Origin of the sequence: Pseudoalteromonas sp. DL-6, assembly GCF_004328665.1 — a bacterium.
GTDB lineage: Bacteria > Pseudomonadota > Gammaproteobacteria > Enterobacterales > Alteromonadaceae > Pseudoalteromonas.
Genome location: NZ_CP019770.1, coordinates 198,064 through 210,867 on the forward strand (window position 1 = coordinate 198,064; position 12,804 = coordinate 210,867).

Genomic DNA, 12,804 nt, shown 5'->3' on the forward strand with positions numbered 1-12,804 from the left:
TTCTTAGTGTATGGAGTCTTTATAAAGCGATATTGATTTAGCGCAAGCATCCATTAATAATATAAAAAAGCCCAGCTCATTACTGAGCTGGGCTGCATTTTCGTTTTAAGTTGTTAGTCGAGCATATTGCGAAGTACGTACTGCAAAATACCACCATGTTTGTAGTAGTCCCACTCTTTCGGAGTATCAATACGCACATCGGCACTAAAGCTAACTTGTTTACCTTCACTGTTAGTCGCAATCACACTGACTTCGTCGGTTTTATCGTATAACCCTTGAATATCAAATTGCTCTTGCCCAGTTAAGCCTAGTGACTCATGGCTTTCACCTTCTTTAAATTGTAAAGGAAGTACGCCCATACCAATTAAATTAGAGCGGTGAATACGCTCATAGCTTTGTGCTATCACAGCTTTAATACCGAGTAATAATGAGCCTTTTGCAGCCCAATCTCGTGAGGAGCCGGTACCATATTCTTTACCTGCTAGAACCACTAAGGGTGTTCCACTTTCTTGATATGCCATTGCCGCATCATAAATACTTTCTAGCTTATCATCAGGTTGAGTGCGGGTAACACCGCCCTCGGTACCAGGGGCTAGTAAGTTTTTAAGGCGCACATTAGCGAATGTACCGCGCATCATTACTTCGTGATTACCACGGCGAGAACCATAAGAGTTAAATTGTGCTTTTTCAACCCCATTTTCTTGGAGGTAAAGCCCTGCGGGTGCCTCTGCCTTAATTGCACCTGCTGGTGAAATATGATCGGTAGTCACCGAGTCACCTAGTTTAGCTAGACAACGCGCACCCTCAATAGTTGGAATGCCCGGTGGTTCAACACTCATACCATCAAAGAAAGGGGCTTTTTTAATATAAGTCGAAGCACTGTCCCAATCGTAAAGTTTACCATCAGGTATTTGAATTTTTTGCCAGCGACTGTCGCCATCGTAAACATTGGCGTAGCTTTTTTCGAACATCTCTTTAGTTACCGTACTTTTTACTAGTTCACTTACTTCTTTAACGCTCGGCCAAATATTTTTAAGGTAAATATCGTTACCATGCTTATCTTGCGCGAGTGGCTCGTTGTACACATCAATATCGGTTCTACCCGCTATGGCATAGGCAACCACTAAAGGAGGCGACGCTAAAAAGTTCATTTTAACATCTTGATGTATGCGCCCCTCAAAGTTACGGTTACCCGATAAAATTGAGCTTACAACTAATTTATGCTTTTGAATCGCCTCACTAATTTCATCGGCTAGTGGACCTGAATTACCAATACATGTGGTACAGCCATAACCAACTAAATTAAAGCCGAGTGCATCTAGGTCATCCATCAACCCTGCCTTTTCAAGGTAATCGGTGACCACTTGCGAACCTGGCGCAAGTGAGGTTTTAACCCAAGGTTTTACGTTGATACCTAATTGACGTGCTTTTTGCGCTACTAAACCGGCAGCTAAAATAACACTTGGGTTAGATGTGTTTGTACAGCTAGTAATTGCAGCAATAACACAGGCACCATCATTTAACTCAAATTCTTCTCCATTAAAGTTTACTTTTGCTGCGCCCATAAACTGCGCTTCATCGGTAGGCTCATCAGGGTTGGTAGTAGGGCCTTCGCTTTCAATACGCGCTTGCTCTTCATCGCTTTTATCACGTTTAGCCATACGCTCGTCTTGGAAATCTTTTAAATGCTGACCAATAACATCGCCGGCTTTGTCCAGAGTAATTCTGTCTTGCGGACGTTTTGGGCCTGCAAGGCTAGGCACAACATCATCTAAAGTTAGCTCTAGCTTATCGGTATAATGTGCTTCGTCGCCATCTTTACGCCATAAGCCTTGGTGTTTAGCGTAATCTTCAATAAGTTTAAGCTGCTTCTCATCGCGATTAGTTAAGCGTAAGTAATTAATCGTTTCCTCATCAATAGGGAAAATACCACAGGTTGCGCCATACTCTGGCGCCATATTAGCGATAGTTGCTCTATCGGCAAGTGGTAAGTCGGCAAGGCCGTCACCATAAAACTCAACAAACTTACCTACCACACCGTGGTTACGCAGCATTTCAGTAACAGTAAGTACTAAATCGGTTGCTGTAGTGCCCTCAGGTAAGCGACCATTTAATTTAACACCCACAACCTGTGGAATGAGCAAGCTAATAGGTTGGCCAAGCATAGCGGCTTCGGCTTCAATGCCGCCTACACCCCAGCCAAGTACGCCTAAACCATTAATCATCGTTGTATGAGAATCTGTACCGACTAGTGTATCTGGGTAGGCTAACGATTTGCCGTTTTTTGTATCATTAAATACTACGCGGGCTAAATACTCTAAATTCACTTGGTGAACTATACCGGTTGCAGGTGGTACAACTTTTAAGTTATCAAATGCGGTTTGTCCCCAACGTAAGAATTCGTAACGCTCTTTGTTTCGCTCATATTCTAATTTTGAGTTTAAGTCGAATGAACCATCTTTACCGTAACCATCCACTTGCACCGAGTGATCGATTACCAGCTCAGCAGGAGAAAGTGGGTTTATTTTTGCAGGATCACCACCGAGTTTTTCCATCGCATCACGCATGGCAGCTAAATCAACAATTGCAGGGACACCAGTGAAATCTTGCATTACTACGCGGGCTGGAGTAAACGCCACCTCGGCAGAGGGCTTCGCTTTTGGATCCCAATCTAATAAGGCCTGAATATCTTGTTCTTTAATATTCACACCATCTTCGTTACGTAGTAAGTTTTCTAGCAATACTTTTAACGAGAAAGGCAGGCGTTTGGCTTTATCGCCAAGTCCCATGAGCGAGTTGATATGATACTGCTCGCCATTGATAGTGAGCTGTTGTTGGGTGTCGAAACTATTTTTCATTATTTGTCCCTTCAATAAATTAGATTAATATTCTTGTAAAAGTGACCTCTGTAGTGATTTGCAAAGTGTGTACCATGATAAAAAATACCATATTGTATAATTTATTTTGGTCGTTATTTGAATAGAGATGAAGGCCAAAAGTTAAAATTCAAGGGATACTCTGAGTAATAATTGGCCACAAAACTAAACTTAAAAAAGTGCTATTTAAAGTAGTCCTGTTGTTTTAAATGGAAACTTAAATACACCAATGCAATCGCGATTATGGTGACTGCAATAGGCATAAAAATAGCGCTAATACCAAACAAGTTGATGCTATTAATAATCATAAAATTATAGTATTGCTGAGCTAAAACCGCTGCCAAAGAGATTATTAATGTTAATCTGGCTAGTGACTTTTTGAATAACAAAAGTACGCATCCTAATGCGCCGCCAAATACCGCAATAGCAAACGCTAAAGTAGCCCATAGAGGTTGGCTGTTATAAGCAAGTTGTTGTTCTTCAGTTAGTTTACTTATCATCTCTGGAGAGAGAAACAGCTGCATGACAAATGCAAGAATACCTAATATGTTCCATAGTAAGGCAGTAATAAGTACGGGTTTTATCCAACGGTTTTCGGTGTTTTCTGACATGTAAGCATCTATTTTTTATTATTGATATTCTATTAAAGAATAAAAAAGCCAGTGATGCAAACTGGCTTTTAATAACACATATAACTTAAGCAAATGTTAGCCAAATGAAATAGGGCGACGACCCGTTTTTTCATCAACTTTAGGCTTTTTAGTGCGTTTGCGTTTATTTTTAGCCGGCTCTGTTGTTGCTACTGGCGCGGCTTTTTCTGCTGTAACTGTTTCATCAATAACTGGACGTTCTGCTGGAGTGGCATCTTCACTTAACGTTAATTGAAACACCTCGCCATCAAATGTAAGTACATCACCGCTGTATAATTTTTTCCGTTTGATTGTACAAATTTCATGGTTAACACCGACATAGCCTTCGCTAATTAGGTTTTTTGCTTGACCACCACCTTCAACAAGATCTAATACCTTTAATAATTTGCACAGCTCTATAGGTTCTTCTTCTAACTCAACTTCAATATATTCTTCGTTCATCATGTTTCTCAGTGGGGGTGGTATTAGCTGTAGTATAAAGGCTCAGTGGCTATTTTGCACCAAAGTGAGCTTGTTAGGTGAGTTGATTATGTGATTTTTTATGAAACTTTTTATCTCTTTTTATAGTCTTTAAAAAAACTGAAGTAATTCAGGGTTAAGCTTCACGCGAAAAAAATTACACATTGGCGCGCTAATTGCCAATATCGGCCGTATAAGAGATTGAATATAAATAATGGAGTAAAACATGGGCATAAGATTAGCGATGAAAAAAGAGCTAATGGGCTTAGAGCATTCAGACATGTTAACTGCTGACGATGTTAGAGCACACTTAGCTCAGCAGGTGAAAGAAGACACTGAACGAGGGTTTTCAGTTATCTCCAATTTTAATGACACCCATAGTCAGTTAGTCAGCGGGCTAAATACCAAGCAAAGTGAGCTTGAATTTGAGCGCCATCGATTATTTAACGAAGTGCTTTATAAGCGACAAAGTGTTGATGCATGGTTAAATAACCAAAGCTCAGGTTAAACGACCAGATCTATTAAGTTGCCATTTAGCATTGCTCTCTATAGACTACACTTGTAATCTAAGGGGGTGATAATGAAAAATGGAATTTTAGCGTGTGCACTCATGCTACTGCTGAGTGCATGCCAACAACCTACAGTGTATATATTTAGTAAAGGTTTATCGGACTTACAGCGCCAGCAGTTAGAGGTTGCGCTTAAAACACAATCCCTACCTTACGAATATGTTGAGCATGACATTCCTCGGGAATTTGGCGTAGCTACTTTACTATTATCAAATGATAGAATTTTACGCAAAGAAACAGAGCAGTTAGCTACTATTATGCAGGGGTTAGGCTATCAACCCGAAATTAGCTACACCACACGCGCAAATCACTTTTATGGTGATGGTAATATTGGTTTTTATCTAAAAAATACTGATGCGGACGACGCTTTTACCATGCCTTCTCGGTTGCGAACAACCCAGTGCGAAAAAGATGAGTTTAATGACCAAGTCGTAACCTTTACTGATCAACATGCTGAGTTCACATTAATCAGCGGCGCAAAAGTCACATTGAAATGGGAATATTTATACGGCTATTTGGTTATTTACTACAGCAATTATTCACAAACCTACACTCACTCACAGCCATTGGTTGAGACTCCTTTTGGCGACAAACCATCAGACACATATACCATAACAGCTCATGTAAATAAGCCAGGCTGGCTTAATTGCTCAATGCAGGTTGTTTATATGGATTAAGTTAACTGTTAACCGTGCTCTTCTATATGCTCCGAGAGTTTTGCAATGCGCAGGCTCATACCTTCAATAATACGGTCTTTAATTTTTTCGCGTATGACATTAGGTAGGCGGGTGAGAGCATCGGCAGTAATAGCCAGTACTATGGCGCTTTCTTTGGCGCGTGCATTAATACTGCGCTCTCGGTTATTAATAAATGCACCTTCACCAATAAATTCGCCAGGCTCTATACTACCCAGTTCCAGCAGGTGATTGTGTTTAAACACCATTAAAGATCCACTGAGCACAATAAACAGTCGCTTGTCGTTATCAAACTCTTTAAATAAAAACTGATTTTTATTTATTAAATAAAGTAAACCAAACGACTCAAGCAAAACCTGGCGCTCATTGAGTGTGAATTCTTTAAAAAAATCTAAGCGATTTATAATTTCCATTTGCTTAAACAAAGGGATGTTTTCAATTAACTTCATGCTTTCTCTATGCTTCTAACAATCAGCTAATATTGCGCTCTTTTAATTTTCGGGTCAACGTATTGCGACCCCAACCAATTTTTACGGCAGCTTCTTGCTTATGGCCAGAACAATTAGCGAGGGCTGTTTTGATTAAGCGGGTTTCTAGCTGGGCTTGAATATCCGGCCAAATATTTTCTTTACCTTGTTTAAATTCTTGATTAAGCCACTGCTGAAATGAATCTAGCCAATCGCCTTCTTGGGTTGCGGCGGCATTATCAATAATTTCAGGAGGTAAATCTTGCTCGCCAATCAGCTCTCCAGGCGCCATAACGGTTAACCAGCGGCAGGTGTTTTCAAGTTGACGAACATTCCCAGGCCAATTAAATAAACACAGTTGCTTAATTGCTTTAGGGCTTAATACTTTGCTATCTACTTGCAGGTCTTTTGCACTTTTATGTAAAAAGTGTAGCGCTAAGCGCTCTATATCTTCAGGGCGCTCGCGTAAGGCAGGTAAACGTAGGCGAACCACGTTTAAACGATGAAATAAATCATCTCTAAACTTACCTTGTTTTACCAGCTCTTCTAAATTTTGATGGGTGGCAGCAATAATGCGTACATCTACTTTTATACTTTGATGACCCCCCACGCGATAAAATTCGCCATCGGCTAATACGCGCAATAAGCGGGTTTGTACATCCAGTGGCATATCACCGATTTCATCCAAAAATAAGGTACCGCCATTGGCTTGTTCAAAGCGACCTTTACGCACGCTATCTGCCCCTGTAAAAGCGCCTTTTTCGTGGCCAAACAGTTCAGATTCAACTAATTCTTTAGGGATGGCGGCCATATTAAGGGCAATAAATTGATTTTCTTTACGCGGGCTGTGGTTATGCAAAGCGCTGGCAACCAGCTCTTTACCAGTACCTGACTCACCGTTGATGAGTACGCTCATACTTGATGCTGACAGCTTACCTATAGCACGAAACACTTCCTGCATAGCCGGGGCTTCGCCAATAATATGGGCACTTTTTGGCGGGGCGGTTTTTCGTTTGGTTTTTTTGGTCGAATTAGCACGATAGGCGCTTTCCACCAGTGCAACCGCTTCATTTAAATCAAACGGTTTAGCTAAGTACTCAAATGCGCCTTTTTGGAATGCATTAACGGCTGAATCAAGGTCTGAGTGGGCGGTCATAATGATCACAGGTAGCCCTGGCGTTTGCTCTGCTATTAGCTCAAGTAATGCCATACCGTCCATGCCAGGCATTCGTACATCGGAAATTAATACGCTAGGTTGACTAAATTTTAGCGCGTTAAGTACATTTTGCGCATCTGCAAAACTTTCTACTTCAAACCCTGCGCGAGTCAGTGCTTTTTCTAGTACAAAGCGAATTGAGGCATCATCATCTACAAGCCAAGCTGTTTTCATGCAAACTCCAAAGTATTAATCTGTAAACGGCAGATAAATATTAAATTCAGTATGTCCCGGCCAACTATCACATTCGATATAGCCGTCATGTTGATCAATCAAGGTTTGCGCTATAGATAATCCAAGTCCCGAGCCACCTTCTTTATTGGTGGTCATAGGGTAAAATAAGGTGTCGCGTAAATTGGCATCAATACCCGGGCCGTTATCCATGACTTGAATAAGCAGTGCCTTTTTAGGGGCTTTGCCAGGACGACGATGCTGGTAATTAATCCGCGTTTTTATTTTTATTTTACCACCATCTACCAATGCTTGTTGTGCATTACGCACAATGTTTAGCACTACTTGTTGAACTTTGCTCTGATCAATATAAACATCAGGAATACTCGGGTCGTAGTCTTTAACTAACCTAATATCGCGGTTGTTATCCAAGGTACTGAGTTTTACAACCGACTCTAATGTTTGATGTATATTGCCATACGATTTTTGCGGTAGCTGATTAGGCCCAAGGAGCCTATCAACTAATTCACGTAATCGATCGGCTTGTTCAATTATCAGTTCTGCACATTGATCTCTTTCTTGCTGATCACCTTCATACTGCAATAATTGCGCCGCCCCGCGAATTCCACCCAGTGGGTTTTTAATTTCATGGGCTAAACCGCGAATTAAGTTGCGTGCAGCTTGGTATTGATGCATTTGGTTTGAAACTTGATCGTGCTTAATTTCGTCATCGGTTTGTCGACATTCAAATAAAATATAAAAGGTGTTGTTATGCTTTATTCGTCGCGTGCTGACCGCTAATTTTGCATGGCGAGAATCGATGAATACCACGTCAGCTCTATGCTGGTGGCAGTCTACACCATCAACTAACGAATACTGTGCAATACGTTTTAAGTCGATAGAGTGGTAATTGAATAAGTCGTCGAACGCTTGCCCGAGTAGGCGCTTTTCGCCTAAACCAAGTAATTCACTAGCACTGGTGTTGGCGTAAATAAGCGTAAAGCTTTCATCAAGTAACATCAGGGCGGTGGTTTGGTTTTGCCAAATTATATTTAGTAGCTCTGGGCTAAAATGTGTCTTATTAATCATTATTGCACCATTTTAGTGCGCCTGGGGAGGTAGGCAAGGTTTTTAGTAAAATATACGCTAATTATACGTATTTAACTGCAATTACCGACCTATATTAAGGCCTTTACGATGCATAAAAAATACACTGTCAGGGCTAGTTGCAATTATTTGATTTTGTTTATTATAAAGTTTAACTTGCAGTGTATGTTGGCCGCGTTCTACATCTCTTAACGCCAGGGTGGTGGTATCACTGGGTTCACCAATAGCAATGCCATTTAAAAACAAGCCAATAGTAAATCCAGCTTCAAAGCGAGGAGCGATCTGAGTTGAAACGTACACTGAACCGGTGTTTTCTCTTATAGTTTGGTTGGGCTCTGGTGATGTAATACTAATTTTAAACTTGACCGCTGTTTTAGTCGGTGAAGTATCAAGAATGTCAGTATTTGTTGCAGGCATGTTTAAGTGTTGGCTGGTGAGCTTAACCTCCTTGGCGCCAGGTTGAGGGGTATCTGAAAAAACCAGCACACCATTTTTGTCTTTCCATGCATAAATTTTTTTATTGCTTGCATGGCTATTAACACTTAACACTAAAGCTATTAATAGCAACAAAACCTTACCTACCATCCTGCCACCCTGCATTGTTTAAACTTACTTCACTTTAGTGTAGAACCGTTAAATTTGCCATAAAAAAAGCCCGCAAAGCGGGCTTAAAACACACATTATTTATCGGTTAATAAATTAACAGCTGTAGTACATTTCAAACTCAACTGGGTGAGTCGTCATGTTAAGTTTTTCAACTTCTTTTGACTTAAGTGCAATGTAAGCATCAATGAGGTCATTAGTGAATACGCCACCTTGGTTTAAGAACTCACGGTCTGCATCTAATGCCGCTAGTGCTTCATCTAGTGATGATGCCACAGTTGGAATTTCTGCTGCTTCTTCAGCTGGTAAGTCATATAAATCCTTATCCATGGCATCGCCAGGGTGGATTTTGTTTTTAATTCCGTCAAGGCCTGCCATAAGCATTGCAGAGAAAGCAAGGTATGGGTTAGCAGTTGGATCTGGGAAGCGTACTTCAATACGGCGACCTTTTGCAGATGGAACCACTGGAATACGGATTGACGCTGAACGGTTACGTGCAGAGTATGCAAGCATTACTGGTGCTTCAAAACCTGGCACTAAACGTTTGTACGAGTTAGTTGACGCGTTAGCAAAAGCGTTGATTGCTTTAGCATGTTTGATGATACCGCCAATGTAGTAAAGCGCGTCTTCAGAAAGGCCGCCGTACTTATCACCTGCGAATAAGTTTACGCCGTCTTTAGCTAAAGATTGGTGACAGTGCATACCAGAACCGTTATCACCAACAACAGGCTTAGGCATAAACGTTGCTGTCTTTCCGTATAAATGAGCCATGTTATGGATAACATATTTCATTTCTTGGATTTCATCTGCTTTTAAAACCATAGTGTTAAAGCGAGTTGCGATCTCGTTTTGACCGGCAGTCGCCACTTCGTGGTGATGCGCTTCAACAACTTGGCCCATTTCTTCTAACACTAAACATGTTGCAGAGCGCCAATCTTGGAAGTCATCTACTGGTGCAACTGGGAAGTAACCGCCTTTAACACCTGGACGGTGGCCTGTGTTGCCATCTGCATATTCTTTATCTGAGTTCCAAGCTGCTTGCTTAGAATCAATTTTATACATTGAACCTGACATGTCAGATTTGTATTTAACGTCGTCAAATACGAAAAATTCTGGTTCTGGACCGAATAAAACGGTGTCAGCAATACCGGTAGAACGCATGTACTCTTCAGCGCGTTTAGCTACTGAACGAGGGTCGCGCTCATAACCTTGTAATGTAGAAGGCTCAACCACGTCACAACGAACGATAAGTGTTGTTTCTTCTGTGAAAGGGTCAAGCTTGATTGAATCTGCATCAGGTAGTAATACCATGTCTGATTCATTAATGCCTTTCCAGCCAGCAATTGAAGAACCGTCGAACATCTTTCCATCTTCAAAAAAGTCTTCATCAACTTGATGATGAGGAATAGAAACATGTTGCTCTTTACCTTTTGTGTCAGTAAAGCGTAAATCAATGAACTTAACGTCATTTTCTTTAATAAAATCTAAAACCGATTGTGACATGTGTCCTCCAACTATTGGGTTTTATTATTGCTGCTTAGATACTTTAAATACCTATAAGCTGATTTTGTGCCACTATTATAATTTGTTGTTTTTTATGTGAAAATATATAAACAGTATAAAGGCGGCATAGATTAAGCACTGTTTTGGTGCGTAATAATTCCAAAACGGTGCAACATTTACAGGGTTATAATTGCTTGCAAATTAATCACCTTAGACTAACACAAAGAAAATGCAAAATACGCAGTAAAGTCGCTTTAAATTAATCCAAAACCACCTTTTGAGATTAATTTATAAAAATTAATCATCAAAATTAATTATTTTAAAACAAAGAGTTAATTATTTTATTGCGAAAGTTTGAAATTTTATTTTGGATAAACTTTCATCCATTCCATTTATAGGGGATAATATGCGCCCTTTTAAATCCTATGCTGGGACATCTCGTGAAAGCGCAGGTGAGTACGTATAGCCCCCTGCAGGATCAATGAGATCAATTTCTCTGAGTGAACATATGAGTATCGAAAAGTTAAGAAATATAGCAATTATCGCCCACGTTGACCACGGTAAAACAACACTGGTTGATAAACTACTTGAGCAATCAGGTACATTAGAAACACGCGGCGGTAATGAAGAGCGCGTGATGGATTCAAACGACATTGAAAAAGAACGTGGTATTACCATTTTAGCGAAAAACACCGCTATCTCTTGGAATGATTACCATATCAATATCGTAGATACTCCTGGACACGCCGACTTCGGTGGTGAAGTTGAACGCGTACTTTCGATGGCTGACTCAGTACTACTACTTGTTGACGCTCAAGAAGGCCCAATGCCACAAACGCGTTTCGTAACGCAAAAGGCATTCGCGCAAGGCTTAAAGCCAATCGTTGTTATCAATAAAATTGATAAGCCAGGTGCTCGCCCTGATTGGGTTATGGATCAAATCTTTGATTTATTCGACAACCTAGGCGCAACTGATGAACAGTTAGACTTTAAAGTAATCTACGCATCAGCAATCAATGGTTGGGCTACATTAGATTTAGACGAAGCATCAGATAACATGGAACCTATGTTCAAGATGATCGTTGACGAAGTATCACCACCGGATGCAGATCCTGAAGGTGACTTCCAAATGCAGATTTCACAGCTTGATTACAACTCTTATAAAGGTGTAATTGGTATTGGTCGTATTAAACGCGGTTCAGTTGTACCTAACCAACAAGTTACGATTATTAGCGCTGACGGGTCTAAACGTAACGGTAAAATTGGTTCAGTACAAAGCTACTTAGGTCTTGAACGTATTGAAACTGATAAAGCTTACGCTGGTAACATCGTAACGGTAACGGGTCTTGGCGAGCTTAAGATTTCAGATACGCTTTGTTGTCCTAACAACGTTGAAGCATTACCTCCATTAAGTGTTGATGAGCCAACAGTAACGATGACGTTCTCTGTAAATAACTCACCTTTCTGTGGTAAAGAAGGTAAGTTTGTAACATCACGTAACATTCGTGAGCGTTTAGACAAAGAATTAGTACACAACGTTGCACTTCGCGTTGCAGATACAGATAACCCAGATAGCTTCCGTGTATCGGGTCGTGGTGAATTACACCTAGGTATCTTAATCGAGAACATGCGTCGTGAAGGTTATGAGTTAGCTGTATCTCGTCCAGAAGTTATCTTACGTACTGTTGATGGTGTGTTAGAAGAACCGTATGAAACACTAACTATTGACTGTGAAGAAGCGCACCAGGGTTCTATCATGGAGCAAATTGGTCTTCGTAAAGGTGAACTTACTGACATGGCCCCAGATGGTAAAGGCCGTATGCGTTTGGACTTTATGATCCCAAGCCGTGGCTTAATCGGTTTCCAAACTGAGTTCATGACATTAACGTCGGGCTCTGGTTTACTTTACCATACGTTCGATCACTACGGCCCGCACAAAGGTGGCGAGCTAGGTGTTCGTAAGAACGGCGTAATGATTGCAAACGCAACAGGTAAAGCACTTACTAACGCATTATTTAACTTACAAGAGCGCGGCCGTTTATTTATCGGTCACGGTGTTGAAGTTTATGAAGGTATGGTTATCGGTATTCATAGCCGTGATAACGACCTTACAGTTAACGCGCTTAAAGGTAAGCAACTTACTAACGTTCGTGCATCTGGTACAGATGAAGCACAAACACTTACACCAGCACTTAACTATTCACTTGAGCAAGCGCTTGAGTTTATTGCTGATGATGAGTTAGTAGAAGTTACACCTGAGAACATTCGTATTCGTAAGCGTCATTTAACTGAAAATGAGCGTAAACGTGCGGGTCGTGCTCCCAAATCATAATCTATTAATTTAGAATAATGATTTTAAAAGCCGCTGTATTGCAAAATACAGCGGCTTTTTTGTGTTTGGAAACAAGCGCTGTTAGCTATAAGTCGTCAGCTGTCAGATTAGAACAGTGTTATTGGGTAGCTTGGTTGTTAATATGGCTATTGGGTG

Annotated in this window: 11 protein-coding genes; 3 read left to right on the plus strand and 8 right to left on the minus strand. The window is 40.7% G+C overall.

The genetic code is table 11. The features are described 5' to 3' along the window. Positions 1–113: 113 nt before the first annotated feature. From acnA to B1F84_RS00970, 3 genes are all read right to left on the minus strand, one after another. Positions 114–2,858 (minus strand): aconitate hydratase AcnA, encoded by a 2,745-nt coding sequence (gene acnA, locus B1F84_RS00960; RefSeq protein WP_131690306.1) that lies wholly within the window; start codon positions 2,856–2,858, stop codon positions 114–116. Between the two features lie 200 nt (positions 2,859–3,058). Next, the gene (locus B1F84_RS00965) at positions 3,059–3,487 is read right to left on the minus strand and encodes a hypothetical protein (RefSeq protein ID WP_131690307.1); all 429 of its coding nucleotides are present in this window, start codon (positions 3,485–3,487) and stop codon (positions 3,059–3,061) included. Positions 3,488–3,583: 96 nt separating this feature from the next. Next, positions 3,584–3,967: an RNA-binding S4 domain-containing protein gene (locus B1F84_RS00970; protein WP_131691886.1), complete on the minus strand. Its 384-nt coding sequence runs from the start codon at positions 3,965–3,967 to the stop codon at positions 3,584–3,586. A gap of 244 nt (positions 3,968–4,211) precedes the next feature. Here B1F84_RS00970 and B1F84_RS00975 point away from each other — a divergent pair, with 244 nt between their 5' ends. Together B1F84_RS00975 and B1F84_RS00980 are read left to right on the plus strand one after the other, a co-directional pair. Next, entirely contained in the window at positions 4,212–4,493 is a 282-nt protein-coding gene (locus B1F84_RS00975; protein WP_131690308.1) for a hypothetical protein, read from the plus strand. Between the two features lie 72 nt (positions 4,494–4,565). Continuing rightward, positions 4,566–5,231 carry a hypothetical protein gene (locus B1F84_RS00980; RefSeq protein WP_131690309.1) on the plus strand — a complete coding sequence of 222 codons (666 nt, stop codon included), beginning with the start codon at positions 4,566–4,568 and terminating at the stop codon, positions 5,229–5,231. A gap of 8 nt (positions 5,232–5,239) precedes the next feature. Here the strand turns inward: B1F84_RS00980 and B1F84_RS00985 are convergent, their stop codons facing one another. From B1F84_RS00985 to glnA, 5 genes are all read right to left on the minus strand, one after another. Beyond that, complete coding sequence (locus B1F84_RS00985) at positions 5,240–5,698, minus strand: cyclic nucleotide-binding domain-containing protein (RefSeq protein ID WP_131690310.1); 459 nt, start codon at positions 5,696–5,698, stop codon at positions 5,240–5,242. A gap of 22 nt (positions 5,699–5,720) precedes the next feature. After that, on the minus strand, positions 5,721–7,106 hold the full coding sequence (gene ntrC, locus B1F84_RS00990; protein ID WP_008108382.1) for a nitrogen regulation protein NR(I): 1,386 nt from the start codon (positions 7,104–7,106) through the stop codon (positions 5,721–5,723). Positions 7,107–7,121: 15 nt separating this feature from the next. After that, a complete protein-coding gene (gene glnL / locus B1F84_RS00995; protein ID WP_131690311.1) occupies positions 7,122–8,192 on the minus strand; it encodes a nitrogen regulation protein NR(II) in 1,071 nt (356 codons plus the stop codon). 81 nt (positions 8,193–8,273) lie between these two features. Next, positions 8,274–8,795, minus strand: a complete 522-nt coding sequence (locus B1F84_RS01000; RefSeq protein ID WP_008468758.1) for a DUF4124 domain-containing protein — start codon at positions 8,793–8,795, stop codon at positions 8,274–8,276. 114 nt (positions 8,796–8,909) lie between these two features. Then, entirely contained in the window at positions 8,910–10,316 is a 1,407-nt protein-coding gene (gene glnA, locus B1F84_RS01005) for a glutamate--ammonia ligase (protein ID WP_008468760.1), read from the minus strand. A gap of 508 nt (positions 10,317–10,824) precedes the next feature. On the opposite strand from glnA, the gene typA reads away from it, so the two are divergent. Then, positions 10,825–12,648, plus strand: coding sequence for a translational GTPase TypA (typA, locus tag B1F84_RS01010; protein WP_008108389.1), 1,824 nt, complete (start codon positions 10,825–10,827; stop codon positions 12,646–12,648). The last annotated feature ends 156 nt before the right edge of the window (positions 12,649–12,804 follow it).